Annotated in this window: 14 protein-coding genes; 8 read left to right on the top strand and 6 right to left on the bottom strand. The window is 69.3% G+C overall.

The genetic code is table 11. The annotated features are described in order from the left end of the window. Window positions 1-9: 9 nt before the first annotated feature. The 3 genes from AAN986_RS27835 to rtcA are packed head-to-tail and all read left to right on the top strand — an operon-like array spanning window position 10 to window position 3,170. Window positions 10-1,248: an RtcB family protein gene (locus AAN986_RS27835; RefSeq protein WP_047219509.1), complete on the top strand. Its 1,239-nt coding sequence runs from the start codon at window positions 10-12 to the stop codon at window positions 1,246-1,248. 53 nt (window positions 1,249-1,301) lie between these two features. Next, the gene (locus AAN986_RS27830; protein WP_047219508.1) at window positions 1,302-2,117 is read left to right on the top strand and encodes a nucleotidyltransferase domain-containing protein; all 816 of its coding nucleotides are present in this window, start codon (window positions 1,302-1,304) and stop codon (window positions 2,115-2,117) included. 9 nt (window positions 2,118-2,126) lie between these two features. Continuing rightward, on the top strand, window positions 2,127-3,170 hold the full coding sequence (gene rtcA / locus AAN986_RS27825) for an RNA 3'-terminal phosphate cyclase (protein WP_047219507.1): 1,044 nt from the start codon (window positions 2,127-2,129) through the stop codon (window positions 3,168-3,170). 6 nt (window positions 3,171-3,176) lie between these two features. Here rtcA and rocF read toward each other — a convergent pair whose 3' ends face one another. Together rocF and AAN986_RS27815 are read right to left on the bottom strand one after the other, a co-directional pair. Continuing rightward, entirely contained in the window at window positions 3,177-4,142 is a 966-nt protein-coding gene (gene rocF / locus AAN986_RS27820) for an arginase (RefSeq protein ID WP_026062796.1), read from the bottom strand. A gap of 17 nt (window positions 4,143-4,159) precedes the next feature. Beyond that, complete coding sequence (locus AAN986_RS27815; protein ID WP_047219506.1) at window positions 4,160-5,233, bottom strand: ornithine cyclodeaminase; 1,074 nt, start codon at window positions 5,231-5,233, stop codon at window positions 4,160-4,162. 115 nt (window positions 5,234-5,348) lie between these two features. Here AAN986_RS27815 and AAN986_RS27810 point away from each other — a divergent pair, with 115 nt between their 5' ends. From AAN986_RS27810 to sugE, 3 genes are all read left to right on the top strand, one after another. Further along, on the top strand, window positions 5,349-6,629 hold the full coding sequence (locus AAN986_RS27810; protein ID WP_017406989.1) for a THUMP domain-containing protein: 1,281 nt from the start codon (window positions 5,349-5,351) through the stop codon (window positions 6,627-6,629). Next, window positions 6,626-7,114, top strand: coding sequence for a putative toxin-antitoxin system toxin component, PIN family (locus tag AAN986_RS27805; RefSeq protein ID WP_016450511.1), 489 nt, complete (start codon window positions 6,626-6,628; stop codon window positions 7,112-7,114). The genes AAN986_RS27810 and AAN986_RS27805 overlap by 4 nt, the downstream gene beginning before the upstream one ends. A gap of 190 nt (window positions 7,115-7,304) precedes the next feature. After that, a complete protein-coding gene (gene sugE / locus AAN986_RS27800; protein ID WP_013804742.1) occupies window positions 7,305-7,622 on the top strand; it encodes a quaternary ammonium compound efflux SMR transporter SugE in 318 nt (105 codons plus the stop codon). Window positions 7,623-7,635: 13 nt separating this feature from the next. On the opposite strand, the gene AAN986_RS27795 is transcribed toward sugE, so the two are convergent. From AAN986_RS27795 to AAN986_RS27785, 3 genes are all read right to left on the bottom strand, one after another. Continuing rightward, window positions 7,636-8,187, bottom strand: coding sequence for a GNAT family N-acetyltransferase (locus tag AAN986_RS27795; protein ID WP_012202618.1), 552 nt, complete (start codon window positions 8,185-8,187; stop codon window positions 7,636-7,638). A gap of 417 nt (window positions 8,188-8,604) precedes the next feature. Continuing rightward, window positions 8,605-11,001 carry a cytochrome P450/oxidoreductase gene (locus AAN986_RS27790; protein ID WP_047219505.1) on the bottom strand — a complete coding sequence of 799 codons (2,397 nt, stop codon included), beginning with the start codon at window positions 10,999-11,001 and terminating at the stop codon, window positions 8,605-8,607. Between the two features lie 30 nt (window positions 11,002-11,031). Continuing rightward, entirely contained in the window at window positions 11,032-12,012 is a 981-nt protein-coding gene (locus AAN986_RS27785) for a tripartite tricarboxylate transporter substrate binding protein (RefSeq protein ID WP_034389537.1), read from the bottom strand. Between the two features lie 160 nt (window positions 12,013-12,172). Here AAN986_RS27785 and AAN986_RS27780 point away from each other — a divergent pair, with 160 nt between their 5' ends. After that, on the top strand, window positions 12,173-13,018 hold the full coding sequence (locus AAN986_RS27780) for an IclR family transcriptional regulator (RefSeq protein ID WP_016450515.1): 846 nt from the start codon (window positions 12,173-12,175) through the stop codon (window positions 13,016-13,018). Window positions 13,019-13,048: 30 nt separating this feature from the next. Here AAN986_RS27780 and AAN986_RS27775 read toward each other — a convergent pair whose 3' ends face one another. Further along, window positions 13,049-13,912, bottom strand: a complete 864-nt coding sequence (locus tag AAN986_RS27775; protein ID WP_046240314.1) for a hypothetical protein — start codon at window positions 13,910-13,912, stop codon at window positions 13,049-13,051. A 140-nt stretch (window positions 13,913-14,052) separates the two neighbouring features. On the opposite strand from AAN986_RS27775, the gene AAN986_RS27770 reads away from it, so the two are divergent. Then, entirely contained in the window at window positions 14,053-14,835 is a 783-nt protein-coding gene (locus tag AAN986_RS27770; RefSeq protein WP_016450517.1) for a helix-turn-helix domain-containing protein, read from the top strand.

The following is a 14,835-nucleotide window of genomic DNA, read 5'->3' as shown; positions in this document are numbered from 1 at the left end:
AACAAAGATATGAAAGAGAACAGCACCATGAACAACTACCAACAGCATGATGTCGAGGGCGGCGTCCCCATCAAGATGTGGACCAAGGGCGTGCCCGTCGAGGACGAGGCGCGCAAGCAGCTGGAGAACGCCGCGCGCCTGCCCGTGGTGTTCAAGCATGTCGCAGCCATGCCCGACGTGCACCTGGGCATAGGCGCCACCGTGGGCTCGGTGATCCCGACCATCAAGGCCATCATCCCGGCGGCCGTGGGCGTGGACATCGGCTGCGGAATGATGGCTGCCAAGACCACGCTGCGCGCCGAGGACCTGCCCGACAACCTGGGCCCGCTGCGCTCGGCGATAGAGCAGGCCGTGCCGCATGGCTCGGTGCCGCGCCACCGGGGCCGTGATCCAGGCAGCTGGGAGAACCCGCCCGTGTCGGTGGACCAGGTCTGGGCCACGCTGGCCGATGAGTTCGACCTGCTGTGCGAGCTGCATCCGCGCCTGGCCAACACCAACAACCGCAAGCACCTGGGAACGCTGGGCAGCGGCAACCACTTCATCGAGATCTGCCTGGACGAGGCGGGCTTCGTGTGGTTCATGCTGCACTCGGGCTCGCGCGGCGTGGGCAATGCCATCGGCACCCATTTCATCGAGCTGGCCAAGAAGGACGCAGAACTGCATCAGCGCAACCTGCCCGACAAGGACCTGGCCTACTTCGAGGAAGGGGCCCGCTACTTTGGCGACTATGTGCGCGGCGTGTCCTGGGCGCAGAAGTTCGCCATGCGCAACCGCGAGGTGATGATGGCCAACCTCATCGCCACGGTGCGCAAGGTGATCGCCAAGCCCTTCGAGTCGCATGTGGAGGCGGTGAACTGCCACCACAACTACGTGCAGCAGGAGCGCCATTTCGGCCAGGATGTGTTCATCACCCGCAAGGGCGCGGTGAGCGCGCGGCGCGGCGAGCTGGGCATCATCCCGGGCAGCATGGGCGCGCGCAGCTATATCGTGCGCGGCCTGGGCAACCCGGAGAGCTTCGAGAGCTGCAGCCACGGTGCGGGCCGCGTGATGAGCCGGACCAAGGCCAAGAAGATGTTCAGCGTGGCGGACCACATCAAGGCCACCGAGGGCGTGGAATGCCGCAAGGATGCCAATGTGGTGGACGAGATTCCCATGGCCTACAAGGACATCGATGCGGTCATGGCCGCGCAGCAGGATCTGGTGGAGGTGGTGCACACCCTGAAGCAAGTGGTGTGTGTGAAAGGGTGAGTGGATGAGGGCCCCGGGCTCTCATCCTCCGGAACAGAAAGCAGGATGAGAGCATGAGGGAAGAGAAGGTATTGAGCGCGCATCCGGTCTCCGACGCCATGCGCGCCACGGTGCTGGCCAACCTGGCCGAGGTGGAGTGCAGGCACGAGGTCACGGTGCTGTTTGCCTGCGAGTCGGGCAGCCGCGGCTGGGGCTTTGCCTCGCCCGACAGCGACTATGACGTGCGCTTCATCTACGTCCACCGCCTGCCCTGGTATCTGACGGTGGCGCCGGGCCGCGATGTCATAGAGCAGCCGCTCAGCGGCGAGCTCGATGTCAGCGGCTGGGAGCTGCGCAAGGCGCTGGGGCTGCTGCGCGCCTCCAACCCCACGCTGCTCGAATGGCTGCGCTCGCCCGTGGTCTACCGGCAGGAGCAGCCCTGGGCCGAGCGCCTGCATCTGCTGGCCGAGCAGGGCTTTTCGCCGGTGCGCGGCTACCACCACTACGTGGCCATGGCGCGCAAGAACCTGCGCGCCCACCTGCAGGGTGATGTGGTGCGCTACAAGAAGTACTTCTACGTGCTGCGCCCCTTGCTGGCCGCGCGCTGGATACGCGAGGGGCGTGGTGCGCCGCCCATGCGCTTTGCGCAGCTGGCGGCGGGCACGCTGGAGGATGCAGTCCTGCTGGCCGAGCTCAACGAGCTGCTGGAGCTCAAGATGCGCCTGGGCGAGGCCGCCAAGGGGCCGCGCCGGGTGCGGGTCCATGATTTCCTGGAGCGCGAGCTGGCCCATGCCATGGCCCATGCGCCCTATCCGGGGGACCAGGCCGATGCGGCGCCGCTGGACCGCTATCTGCGGGATGCCGTGGCGCGCTTTGGCGGCAATGAATGAAAGAGAAAAATGAAAGTGATCGAGATCGACGGCTCCGCCGGGGAGGGCGGAGGCCAGATGCTGCGCAGCGCGCTGGCGCTGTCCATGTGCACGGGCCAACCCTTTGCCATGCAGCGCATCCGTGCCGGGCGCGCCAAGCCGGGCCTGATGCGCCAGCACCTGGCCTGCGTCAATGCCGCCGCCGAAATCTGCGGCGCGCAGATGCAGGGCGCCGAGATGAATTCGCAGGCGCTGCAATTCACACCGGGGCCGGTGCGTGCGGGCGAGTACCGCTTCGTGATCGCCTCGGCTGGCAGTTGCACCCTGCTGCTGCAGACGCTGTGGCCCGCGCTGATGCTGGCCAATGGCGAAAGCCGCCTGACCCTGGGCGGCGGCACCCACAACCCGGCCGCGCCGCCCTTCCATTTCCTGGAGCGCAGCTATGCGCCGCTGCTGCACAGGCTGGGCGCGCGCTGCGAACTGCGGCTGCGCCGGCTGGGCTTTTATCCGGCCGGTGGCGGTGAGATGGATGTGACGATCACGCCGGCAACCAATGGGCTGGTGCCTTTCGATATCACCGAACGCGGCGCTCCCGTGGCCAGCCATGCCGAATGCTTTGCGCCCGCGCTGCCACGCGCGGTGGCCCAGCGCGAACTGGACCATCTGGGCCAGGCCCTGGGCTGGTCTGGCGAGCAACTGCAGGTGGCTGCCGTGCGCCAGAACGAGGGGCCGGGCAACGCGCTGCTGGCCACGCTGGCCTATGAGCACCTGAGCGAAGTGTTCACGCAGTTCGGCATGAAGGGCGTCAGCGCCGAAAAGGTGGCGCATGACCTGGCGCGCGAGGTGCGCCGCCACCAGGGCAGCCGGGCCGCGCTGGGCCCGTACCTGGCCGACCAATGGGCCCTGCCGCTGGCGCTGGCCGTCTGGCGCAGCGGGCGCGGTGCCAGCTACACCTGCACGGAACTGACGCCGCATGCGCGCAGCAATTTCGAGGTGATCGAGCGCTTTGTGCCTGTGCGCTTCGCTACGGACGCAACGGGCGACGGCTGGCGTATTTCGCTCTCGCCAGCCTGAGCGGCCTCAGCGATCGGCCCGCACCAGCGTGCTCTTGCCGAACAGGCTCTCCAGCAGGTCCACCACCAGCTCGGCCGTCTGGTTGCGCAGGTCCAGCGCCGGGTTCAGTTCCACCAGGTCCATCGAGCCCAGGCGTCCGGTATCGGCCAGCATCTCCATGCACAGCTGGGCCTCGCGGTAGCTGGGGCCGCCGCGCACGGGCGTGCCCGTGCCGGGCGCGATGTCGGGATCGAGGTAGTCCACGTCGAAGCTCAGGTGCAGGTGGGTGTCGCTGCCGGCGAGGCCGTCGAGCGCGCGGCGCATGACCTCGCGCATGCCCAACTCGTCGATGGCGCGCATGTCGTACACCTCGATGTCCAGCGAATGCAGCAGGCGCTTTTCCTGGTCATCCACGCTGCGCAGGCCGATCTGGCACAGCGAGGCGGCATCCAGCGCCGGATCGCCGCCCTGGGACAGCGCGGTCAGCGGCTCGGGCCCCAGGCCGCAGAGGCTGGCCACGGGCATGCCGTGCAGGTTGCCGCTGGGCGAGATATCGGGCGTGTTGCAGTCGGCGTGGGCGTCCAGCCAGATCACGCGCAGCGCGCGGCCCAGGCGGCGGCAGTGGGCGGCCACGGCACTGATCGAGCCCATGGCCAGGCTGTGGTCGCCGCCCAGCATCAGCGGCAGCTCGCCATCGTCCAGCGCCTGGCCCACGGCCTGGTGCACGGCGTCCATCCAGGCGCGGGCCGGTGCGAGGTGGCGCAGCCCCTGCTCGGGCGGTGTCTGGGGATTGGGCGGACCGGCCAGGTTGCCGATGTCGCGCACCTGGCAGCCCAGCTGGCGCAGCGCCGGGGCCAGGCCGGCCACGCGCAGCGCGTCGGGGCCCATGGCGCTGCCCAGGCGGCTGGCGCCGATGTCGGTGGGCACGCCTATGAGTCTCAGGGCGCGTGCGGTCTGCGGGGTCGTATGGGTGTTCATGCTCATGGGACCCATGGTATGCAGTCCCCGTGTCAGCCAAAGCCGCGTTCTGCCTGCCCGGCCTCGCGCACCAGCCGGTACAGGTCGCGGGGGTCGGCCAGCGAAGGCACCAGGTCGATCGACTGCATCAGCCCGGTGTCGTGGGCCAGCGCGCGCAACCAGCGCAGGGCCGAATAGTCTTCCAGCGCAAAGCCCACGGAGTCGAACAGCGTGATCTCGGTGTCGTGCCCGCGTCCCGGCGCCAGGCCATTGATGACCTGCCACAGCTCGGTCACGGGCGCGTCGGCGGGCAACTGCTGTATCTCGCCTTCCACGCGCGTCTGGGGCGTGAACTCCACGAAGATGCGCGCGCGCCGCAGCAACTCCACGGGCAGTTCGGTCTTGCCGGGGCAATCGCCGCCGACGGCATTGATGTGGGTGCCGGGGCGCACATCGGCATCGGCGATCACGCAGGCGCGGCGCTTGGCGGCCGTGACCGTGGTGACGATGTCGGCGCCTTCCAGCGCCTGGGCGCTGCTGGTGCAGCAGGTGATGCGCTGGGCGGCAATGCCTGCATGGCCCAGGTTGTCCACCAGCTTGCGCATGGCCTGGACATCGATGTCGAAGATGCGCAGCCGCTCCACGCCCAGCAGGTGGGTGAAGGCCAGGGCCTGGAATTCGGACTGCGATCCTGCGCCGATCAGCGCCATGCTGCGGCAGCCCTGCCGCGCCAGCCGGCGCGCGGCCAGCGCCGAGGTGGCCGCGGTGCGCAGCGCCGTGGCCAGCGTCAGGTCGGACAGGAAGACCGGCAGGCCCGTGGCCACGTCGGCCAGGGCGCCGAAGGCCATCACCGTGGGCAGGTCCCGGTCGGCGTTGTCTGGATGGCCATTGACGTACTTGAAGGCGTAGTCCAGCGCATCGGACACGGGCATGAGCTCGATCACGCCGCCGGGCGAATGGTGGGCGAGGCGGGCCGATTTCTCGAAATCGGGCCAGCGCGCGAAGTCTTGCTCGATGGCATCGGCCAGGCCGGCCAGGCAGGCGGCGACGCCGACCTGCGCCACCAGGCGTGCGGCCTGCGTGGCGCCGAGGAAATCCGTGTGGACGGGCGTGGTTCGAGTCTTCATGGTGCTCTCCCTCGCGGTTGCTTCCACTGTAGGCCCGGGCCGAAGCGCAGGCAAGCGGGTTTCGGCTGGCGCCTGCGCGGGGAATCGCGGTGCGCGTATGCTCGGCACCCAAGCTATGAACCAACTGCATCTGTTTTTGCCCTGCGCCGCCGGCGTCGAGGGATTTCTGGCCGACGAGGTCCACGCGATCACCGGCCTGAGCGGCCACGACCTCCTGGTCGGCCGTGGCGGCGTGATGGTGCGCGGCCTGTGGCGCGACGCCATGCTGCTGAACCTGCACAGCCGTCTGGCCCAGCGCGTGCTGGTGCAGCTGTCGCAGACCCTGTACCGCAACGAAAACGACCTGTACCGCGCCGCCAGCGAAGTGGCCTGGGAGATCTGGTTCTCCCCGCGCGAGAGCTTCAAGATCGAAGTCACGGCCCAGCACAGCCCGCTGACCAGCCTCAACTTTGCGGCGCTGCGCGTCAAGGACGCCATTGCCGACCGCTTCCGCGACAGGAAGGGCGTGCGCCCCGACGTGGAAACGCGCCACCCCGACGTGCGCGTGCACCTGCACCTGACGACCGACGAGGCCACCATCTACATCGACACCTCGGGCGAGGCGCTGTTCAAGCGCGGCTGGCGCGAGGACAAGGGCGATGCGCCGCTCAAGGAAACCCTGGCCGCGGCCATGATCGCCGCCACGGGCTGGGACCCGCACGGCGACGATCCCCAGCCGCTGTACGACCCCTGCTGCGGCAGCGGCACGGTGCTGATCGAGGCCGCGCAGATCGCCCGGCGCATTCCGGCAGGCATCCTGCGGCGCTTCGCGTTCGAAAAGCTCGTGCCCTTCCAGAGGCATGTGTGGGAAGCCATGCTGGACGAGGCTGAGGCCGCCATCCTGCCCGACAGCCCCGTGGGCATCTATGGCTCCGACGTGTCCCACCGCATGGTGGACTTCGCCCAGCGCAACGCCGAGCGCGCGGGCGTGGGCCAGACCGTGCAGTTGCGCGGCGGTGACGCGCTGCAGCGCATGCCGCCTTGCGAGCAGCCCGGCCTGATGCTGCTGAATCCGCCCTATGGCGAGCGCATTGCCGCAGCCGGCTCGGCCGGCCGCAGCGCCGGCGAGCGCATGGCCGTGGTCGAGCGCGCGGGCCGCGAGACGGCCCAGACCGAGGACGGCGTGGAATTCTTCAGCCAGCTGGCCACCCACTGGAAGAAGAACTACAGCGGCTGGAGCGCCTGGATGCTCACGCCCGACCTCAAGCTGCCCGGCAAGATGCGCCTGAAGGAAGCGCGGCGCACGCCCATGTGGAACGGCCCCATCGAGTGCCGGCTGTTCCGCTTCGACATGGTCCGTGGCGCTGTCAAGCCCAGAAAGGCCGCCGAAGGCCCGGCAGAGGGCGCCGCGCCATGAAGATCGTGCTGCGCTGGCCGCAGTGCAACGACGGCTACGAAGGTCCCCTGCCCCGGCCCGTGGTGCTCGATACCAATGTGGTCCTTGACATGCTGATCTTCGACGATCCGCATGTTCCGCCGATCCGCGAGCTGGTGGAGCAGGGGCAGATGCGCTGGATCGCCGACCAGGCCCAGCGCATCGAGCTCGAACGCGTGCTGCACTACAGCCAGATCGCGCCGCGCGTGGCCTTCTACGGCAAGACGGTCGAGGGCGTGCTCTCGGCCTTTGACGGAGCGGTCGAGTACGTGGCCGATGCGCCGCGCATCCGCTTTGCCTGCACCGACCCCGACGACCAGCATTTCCTGGACCTGGCCAGCCAGCACCAGGCGCTGCTGATCAGCAAGGACAAGGCCGTGCTCAAGCTGCGCAAGCGCGTGGCCGGCCTGGGCGCCACCGTGGGCAACATCCTGCTGGCTGAACAGGAAGAGGCACTGGCCGCCTGACGCCCTGGATGCTGTTGTGCAGCAACCACCCAGGCGGCAATGGGGCAACAGGCTGGGTGCGGCCGGCTTGAAGGCTTTCTCCTAAACTGGCGGCCATGCAGGAGGCACAAGCCCTTCTGCCAGGAGGACGGCCTCCCCCACATCGGGACATGCATGCGCCGGGACGACCCGGCTTCACAAGGAGTTTTCCATGGCATGGGTCTATCTGTTGGTGGCGGGGCTGCTCGAAGTGGTCTGGGCGTTCTCGATGAAGCAATCGCACGGCTTCACGCGGCTGGTGCCCAGCGCCATCACCATCGTCACCATGATCGCCAGCTTCGGCCTGCTGGCCGTGGCCATGCGCAGCCTGCCGCTGGGCACGGCCTACACGATCTGGACCGGCATCGGCGCCGTGGGCGCCTTCCTGGTCGGCATCACGGTCCTGGGCGAGCAGGTCAGCGCCATGCGCATCGGCGCGGCCGTGCTCATCGTCTCGGGCCTGGTGCTGATGAAGATGTCTTCGGACTGAGCGGGGCGGCCGTTCAGCGGCCCGTGCCCAGCTCCAGCGTCAGGCGCAGCATGTCGCGGTGCTGTACGCCGCGCTCCCACAGCTGGGTGGTGTAGTGCCTGAGGAAGAAATCCCGGTCTATGCCCGTCACGCGAAAACCCGCGCGCTGGTAGAAGACCAGCTGGTCGCCGAAGCTGCCCGTGCCGACCTCGATGCGCGGCGCTCGCTGGGAGCGCGCCCATTCGATGGCACGCCGCAGCAGGGCGGTGCCCAGGCCCCGGTGGTGCAGCGATTCCGCGACCGCGATGTTCATCAGCTCCCAGGCGGGTGGGCCTGAGGCTTCGTCGCCGCTGGCGCGCAGCGGCACCAGCACGCACATGCCCAATACCTCGCCGCGCCCGCCGGGACGCGGCGGCTGGCCTTCGCGCTGGAAGGACTCGCGCGCGGCAAAACAGGTGGAGCCCGCCAGATAGCCGCGCACCTTTTCCCGCGACGGGTCCGCCGACAGCAGCAGCGGCCACGGCGCCTCGGCCGGGTTCAGCGGCTCTATGTGCCAGGGTGCGAGGGAAACGGAAGGCGCGGTCATAAGCCTGAATCATCCCATGCCTGACATTGGGACGCAGTTGGGCACCTCTGCGGAATCTTGACGTGCGCTTACAACTGTGCGTTTGCACGCCGGGATCTAGTGGTTTATACTTATTCCTAGGGTAAACGCTTAGAGGGTTTTCCCGGCATTCGCGGCACTTGAGATGCATGCCGCCAGTGATTGTTGAGCGTCTCAGTAAGGAAGTTCACCATGCGCCAAGCAATCTATTCCCTGATCGATTTCATCCAGCAAGCCCGCAACGCCGAGCTCGAAATCGCCAACCAGTAATCCGGTTGGAGGCAGGTGCGCCCTGAAGCGCGCCCACCGATGCGATCGCCCCATTGCCGATGATGGCCTTGGGGCTTTTGTGTTTCTGGGCGCCGGGCTTGCGGGCGCCGGGCTGCCCTGTAGCCCTGGCTACAGGCCCAGCACCAGCCTGCCGCTCCTGGCGCGCGAGCAGCAGCTCATCATCTTGGTGCAGGCCGCGCGCTCGCCGCGCGTGAGCACCATGTCGCGGTGGTCCACCTCGCCGTCGAGCACGGGCACTTCGCAGGACCCGCACAGCCCTTCCCGGCAGTCGCTTTGCACTTCGATCTTCGCGCTGCGCAGGGCGTCCAGCAGCGTCTGGTCGTTGCGCACCTGCAGCACAAGGCCCGAGGCGCGCAGTTCCACCTCGAAGCCCTGCTCCCTGGCAGGGTCCAGCGCCCCCACGGTGGAGACGAAGTGCTCCACGCGCAGGCTGTCCTCGGGCCAGTGGCGGCTGGCGGCCTCCAGGCCGTGCAGCAGGCGCGCCGGTCCGCAGGCATGGATGCGGGCTCCGGCGCGCGGCGTGGCCAGTAGGGCGGCGTAGTCGGCGCGCCGGCCTTCCTCCGCCACGTACAGATGCAGCCGGGCGCCATGCTCGGCCTGCAGCGGCGCCAGCAGCGCCATGCCCGTGCGGCGCCGGCCGCTGTAGTGGATTTCATAGGACATGCCCAGCGCCCTGGCGCGCCGTGCCATGGCCGAGATGGGCGTGATGCCGATGCCGCCGGCCACCAGGATCAGGTGGCTGGCGCCTTCGTCCAGCGGGAAATGGTTGCGCGGGCCCCGCACCTGTACGGTGGCGCCGCGGTGCAGATGCTCATGCACCCAGGCCGAGCCGCCACGGCCGTTGGTCTCGCGCAGCACGGCAATCTCGTAGCTGCCGGTGTCCTGCGGGTCGCCGCACAGCGAATACTGGCGCGACAGGCCCGTGTCGCCGCATTGCAGGTCGATGTGCGAGCCCGGCGTCCAGCGCGGCAGGGCGTGTCCATCGGCGGCCTTCAGGCGCAGGCGCAGCACGCCTTCGGCGGCAGCCTCGGCCTCGGCCACGACCATGGGCCGGCTGGCGCCGCCCTGCAGGGCTTCGCCGATGCGCACGGGCTGGCGCGCCTGCAGCAGGGCGGGACGGGCGCGCTCGGGGTTGAGGGCCGGGTCCCACTCCACCCACAGGTGTTCGGGGCCCCGGAACGAGGTGTTGGGCACGTAGGTGAACCGCTGCTCGGCCAGCCGCATGTGGGGAAGGCGGCGCGTGAACTCCTCCAGGAAGATCTGCATCTCCATGCGCGCCAGGTTCTTGCCCATGCACTGGTGCGAGCCATAGCCGAAGGTCAGGTGGTCGCCGGCGTTGTCGCGGTGGATGTCGAAGAAGTCGGCATCGGCGAAATGCCGCTCGTCATGGTTGGCCGACGAGGTCACGATGAGCAGCTTCGAGCCCGCCGGCACGGCCACGCCGCCGATCACCACGTCGCGCGTGGCCAGGCGCCGCCAGGCGGCCACCGAGCCGTTGTGGCGCAGGCATTCCTCCACGGCATTGGGGATCAGCGCGGGGTTCTCGCAGATCTGCTTCCAGGCGCCGGGATGCTGCAGCAGCAGCTTGACGGCGTTGGCCGTGGCATTGGCCGTGGTCTCGTGCGCGGCCACGATGCCGGCCATCATCATGGAGTGCAGGTAGGAGTCGGTGACGACCTCGGGAAGCTCCTTTTGCTTGCGTATGCCGTATTGCATCCAGCCCGGCGCATCGGGGTTCTCGCGCATCTTGGCCAGCACCTTGCCGGCCAGCTGCCAGAAGTTGCCCACCGCATGGGCCACGGCCACCTGCTGCTCGGGCCGGGGCCGGCCCCAGGTGTTGACGGTGTGGGCGATGGAGTACTCGCGCAGCCGGTCCATGTCCTCCTCGGGCACGCCGAGGAAGTGCAGGGCCACGGTCAGCGGCACCTCCCACAGCATCTGGTCCACAAGGTCGGCGCGGCCGTCGTCGATGAAGCGGTCCACATAGGCGCGCGCCAGCTCGCGCACCATGGGCTCGTGGTGGCGCAATTCCTCGGGCGTGAACGGGTCCATCAGCGCGCGGCGGCGCGGCATGTGCGCGGGCTCGTCCTCGTTGACCAGGGTGCGGTTCAGCGCGAAGCCGTAGGAGGCCAGCACGGCATTGGCCTCCTCGCCCGTGGGCGTGATCTTCTCCAGCGCGATCGAGGGACTGAAGGCGATGTTGTCGCGGAACACCGCCTTGATGTCGTCGAAGCGCGTGACCACCCAGTAGCCCAGTTGCGGGCTGTAGAACACCGGCTCCTGCTCGCGCGCCCAGCGCACATATTCGGGCGGGTCCTGCTGGTAGCCGTCGCTGAACGGGTCGAAGGCCGCGGCACCTGCGCTGACGGGGCAGCCCGTGGGGCCGGTCTGGCCGCTGGGCTGGCGGTGGTCGAAGGGGCAGCGCGCGGAGGCGGGCGCAGAGCCGGACGCAAAAGCGGACGCAAAGGCGGACGGGGCGGTGTCGGGGGCGGCGGAGGCAGTCATGGCAGGTTCGCAGGCAGGAGGCGCGGAGGGTCAATCCAAAGTGATGTTCTGGTCGCGGATCAGCTGGTGCCAGCGCGTGCTTTCGCTGGCCAGCAGCGCGGCGAACTGCTCGGGCGTGTTGCCCACGGGCTCCACGCCGAAATCCACGAGCTTCTGGCGCACGGCGGGCTCGTTGATCGCGGCCACGACCTGCCGGTGCAGGGCCGCGATGACCGGGGCCGGCGTCCTGGCGGGCGCCACCAGTCCCACCAGGGCGGCGGCCTGCACCTTGGGCAGGCCCAGCTCGGCGAAGGTGGGCACGTCGGGCAACTGGGGCAGGCGCGTGGCGTTGGCCACGGCCAGCGGGCGGACCTTGCCGCCCTTGATGAAGCCTGCGCCCGCGGCCAGGTCCACCATCATCACGGGAACCTGGCCGCCCGCCACGTCGCCCAGGGCCGGCGCCGCGCCCTTGTAGGGCGCGTGCACCAGCTTCAGGCCGGCCTCCACCCTGAGCAGTTCCATGGCCAGGTGGTGCGGGCTGCCGGCGCCGGCCGAGGCGTAGTTCACGCCGTCCTTGCTGGTGCGCGCCTGGGCCAGGAAGTCTTTGGCCGTGGCCGCTGCCATGCCGGGGCCGGCCACCAGGATCATCGGGAAGCGGCCCATCAGCGTGACCGGCGCGAGGTCCCTGGCGGGGTTGTAGCTGAGGCTCTTGTAGAGCACGGGATTGAAGACCAGGGTGCCGTTGTCGGCCGACAGCACGGTGTAGCCATCGGCGGCAGCACGCGCGGTTTCCGAGGCGCCTATGGCCGTGTTGCCGCCCGGGCGGTTGTCCACCACGATGGGCTGGTGCACCTGGCCGCCCCAGGCCTGGCCTATGGTGCGGGCCAGGAAGTCCGAGCCGCCGCCGGCCGCGTAGGGAACGATCCAGCGCACGTTCCTGCTGGGGAATCCGTCCTGGGCCAGCGCGCCGGGCAGGGCGGTGGCCGATAGCAGGCCTGCGGCCAGTGTGGTGAGGAAAAGGCGCTTGTGCATGGGGCTTGTCTCCGGTGAGGCCTGGGTGGAATCCATGGAATCTTGTTTTGCGTAATTTTTCTACGCATTGCGTAAAAATACCGCCCGGGATTACCCGCAAGCTGCGGCACAATGCCCCGCCAGCCCTTAAAACAGGCCTTTCCAGCCCCGCCCTGCCGCCATGACTTCCACTGTTGCCTCCGAGATTGACGAGCCCGCGCCGCCGCGCGAAAGGCGCCAGCGCGTGCAGGCCGCCGAGACCTGCCTGGCCGTGCTCAAGGCCCTGGCCACGCTGGGCGGACGCGCCAGCCTCACGGCCATCGCGGGCGCGGTGGAGGAAAGCCCGGCCAAGGTCCACCGCTACCTGGCCAGCCTGATGGCCGAGGGGCTGGTGGAGCAGGACCGTGGCGGCACGCAGTACGCGCTGGCGGCCGAGGCCATGCGCGTGGGCCTGGCCGCCATGCGGCAGTCCGACCCCATCCGCCTGGCCGAGCCGGCCCTGCTGCACCTGCGCGAGGCCTTGCAGGTCACCAGCTTCGTGGCCGTGATGGGCAACCTGGGGCCGACCATCGTGCGCTTCGAGGAGCCGGGCCTGCCGGTCACCGTCAATGTGCGCGTGGGCTCGGTGATGTCGCTGCTGTGGTCGGCCACGGGGCGCGCCTTCTTCGCCTTCATGGACGACGATGCCCGCGTGGATGCGCTGCTGGCCCGGGAGCTGGCCGAGGCGCCGGCCGCGCGGCGCGCGCTGCTCGATGGCGCGGACCCGCTGGGCACGCTGCGCCGCGAGATCCGCGCTGCGGGCTGCGCCTCGGTGCGCGACGTCAACCTGCCGGGCATCAGCGCCGTGGCGGCGCCGCTGCACGACTACACGGGCCATGTGGTGGGCGTGCTGTGCGCGCTGGGCGCCAGCGGCGGCTTCGACCCGGACCCGCAGGGCGCTGTGGCCCGGGCCCTGCGCGCCGAAGCGGCGCGCGTCAGCGCCTCGCTGGGCCATCTGCCCGGTGAGGCCCGGCTGAAGCCCGGCTGAGGCCCGGTTGAGGCGTGCAGCCCGCTGCCGCTACGGCGTCACCAGCGTGTAGGCCATGCGCACGCGCTGCATGTCGCGGCCCAGGCGGCGGCTCTCAGGCAGGCGGCGCACCCAGGCCAGCTGTTTCACGGTGCGCGCCATCAGGGCGCGGGTCTCGGGTTCCATGGACTGCACGAAGTCCCGCCAGGCCGCGCGTGCGGCCGGCATGGCGCCGGCCTGCTCCAGTATCCAGGCCGTGGAGTGGGCGTAGCACAGGGCATCGCGCACGCGGCACAGCGCCAGGGGCAGGTGGGCGGCGGGGTCGTCCTCGAAGTCGATGAAGCCGATCACGCCATCGGCACAGCAGACCATGTTGCGCGCAAAGGCCTGGCTCAGGCAGTCGCCGCTGCCATGCACCTGCTGCAGGGTCTGCAGGCCCTGCAGCCACAGCGCCAGCGTGCTGCCATCCCCCCGGGGCAGGGCGGCTTCCATGGCATTGCCCAGCGAGGGCGCCTCCACGCCGGGGCTGCCCAGGTGGCGCATGGCAAAGCCGTCCTCGCACTCGGCCAGCACGGCAGGCACGCGCAGGCCGCGCTGCGCGAGCTGGCGCAGGCGGCGTACCTCGGTGCGGATGGCTTCGTGTCCGCCGGGATTGGGCACGGGCCGCAGCACGGGCAGGCGCAGGCACAAGGCGAGCAGGGCCAGCGCGCGATAGCGCCATGCCGGGTTGCTGGCGCCCGCGCGCTTGACCCAGATGGTTTCGTCGCCGCGGTCATAGCGCTGGATGCTCAAAGGCTGGCTCAGCACATGGGCGCGCAGGAAGGCGTCGTAGTCTGGCGATTCGGAAGGCGGGACGGCGGCAAACGGTTCGGACACGGCAGGCTTTTCTGGTGGGAGGCGCAGGGCGCCAAGCATGGACCGATTGTGCCGTGTCATGTCCGTTGCGCGGGGCAAGGCCTGTTTACGGGTTTGCACTGCGCATGGCCCTGGAAATCTGTGCGGCGGCACCCTGAAAATTGAGACAATCGTTTCATCTTTTCAGCCCTCATCAATCCATGAATTCCGAAGACAGTGGCAAGCTGGTGGCCGCCCTGGTGCGCGGCATCTCCGTACTGCAGTGCTTTTCCAACAAGCACCAGGAACTCAGCGCCCGTGAACTGATGGACATGACGGGCCTGCCCAAGCCCACGCTGTTCCGCCTGATCGACACCCTGTGCGAACTGAACCTGATGCGCTACTCCGAGCGCCTGTCCAAGTACGTGCCGGGCGTGGGGCTGCTGAACCTGTCCTCGCCCGTGCTGGCGCGCATGCACATGCGCCAGTTCGCGCGGCCGCACATGCAGGAGCTGGCCAATCACCTGGAGGGCCAGATCCAGCTGGCCGTGGGCCACGGCCGCCAGCTGTGCCTGGTGGAGCTGGCCAACGGCCTGACCAACAAGGTCTTCCTGCCCGAGATCGGGGTGCACATCTCGCTGTCGCGCACCGCCACGGGCCGCGCCTACCTGCTGAGCCTGCCCGAGGCCGAGCGCGAGGCCTTCATCGCGGAACTGCAGGCCGACGATCCCGCACGCGCCCAACAACTGCGCGAGCGGCTCGACGATGCGCGGCGCGACCTGGCCGAGCACGGCTTTTGCCGCAGCCACGGCGACCTGCACCGCGAGATCCAGTCCATTGCCGTGCCCATGTCCACGGCCCAGGACGGCGAGTACTGGGTGTTCTCGGTCTCCCTGCCCATCTACAGCCCGCAAAGCCGCGCGCTGGAAAGCGATGCCGGGCCGCGCCTGATCACGCTGGTGCGCCTGGTCGAAGGCATGCTGGGCGCCTCCAGCCTCTCGTGA

The organism is Delftia sp. DS1230 (assembly GCF_040112715.1).
In the GTDB taxonomy this organism is placed as follows: Bacteria; Pseudomonadota; Gammaproteobacteria; order Burkholderiales; family Burkholderiaceae_C; genus Comamonas; species Comamonas tsuruhatensis.
The sequence above is the reverse complement of the archived record's forward strand: the minus strand, read 5'-3'. Positions and strand labels throughout refer to the sequence as shown.

What these genes read in the sequence shown, in the direction of transcription:
- AAN986_RS27775 (WP_046240314.1), bottom strand. Translation starts at nt 13,912, where the DNA reads ATGCTTGGCGCCCTGCGCCTCCCACCAGAAAAGCCTGCCGTGTCCGAA.
- AAN986_RS27795 (WP_012202618.1), bottom strand. Translation starts at nt 8,187, where the DNA reads ATGACCGCGCCTTCCGTTTCCCTCGCACCCTGGCACATAGAGCCGCTG.
- sugE (WP_013804742.1), top strand. Translation starts at nt 7,305, where the DNA reads ATGGCATGGGTCTATCTGTTGGTGGCGGGGCTGCTCGAAGTGGTCTGG.
- AAN986_RS27770 (WP_016450517.1), top strand. Translation starts at nt 14,053, where the DNA reads ATGAATTCCGAAGACAGTGGCAAGCTGGTGGCCGCCCTGGTGCGCGGC.
- AAN986_RS27830 (WP_047219508.1), top strand. Translation starts at nt 1,302, where the DNA reads ATGAGGGAAGAGAAGGTATTGAGCGCGCATCCGGTCTCCGACGCCATG.
- AAN986_RS27815 (WP_047219506.1), bottom strand. Translation starts at nt 5,233, where the DNA reads ATGAAGACTCGAACCACGCCCGTCCACACGGATTTCCTCGGCGCCACG.
- AAN986_RS27785 (WP_034389537.1), bottom strand. Translation starts at nt 12,012, where the DNA reads ATGCACAAGCGCCTTTTCCTCACCACACTGGCCGCAGGCCTGCTATCG.
- AAN986_RS27810 (WP_017406989.1), top strand. Translation starts at nt 5,349, where the DNA reads ATGAACCAACTGCATCTGTTTTTGCCCTGCGCCGCCGGCGTCGAGGGA.
- AAN986_RS27790 (WP_047219505.1), bottom strand. Translation starts at nt 11,001, where the DNA reads ATGACTGCCTCCGCCGCCCCCGACACCGCCCCGTCCGCCTTTGCGTCC.
- rocF (WP_026062796.1), bottom strand. Translation starts at nt 4,142, where the DNA reads ATGGGTCCCATGAGCATGAACACCCATACGACCCCGCAGACCGCACGC.
- rtcA (WP_047219507.1), top strand. Translation starts at nt 2,127, where the DNA reads ATGAAAGTGATCGAGATCGACGGCTCCGCCGGGGAGGGCGGAGGCCAG.
- AAN986_RS27835 (WP_047219509.1), top strand. Translation starts at nt 10, where the DNA reads ATGAAAGAGAACAGCACCATGAACAACTACCAACAGCATGATGTCGAG.
- AAN986_RS27780 (WP_016450515.1), top strand. Translation starts at nt 12,173, where the DNA reads ATGACTTCCACTGTTGCCTCCGAGATTGACGAGCCCGCGCCGCCGCGC.
- AAN986_RS27805 (WP_016450511.1), top strand. Translation starts at nt 6,626, where the DNA reads ATGAAGATCGTGCTGCGCTGGCCGCAGTGCAACGACGGCTACGAAGGT.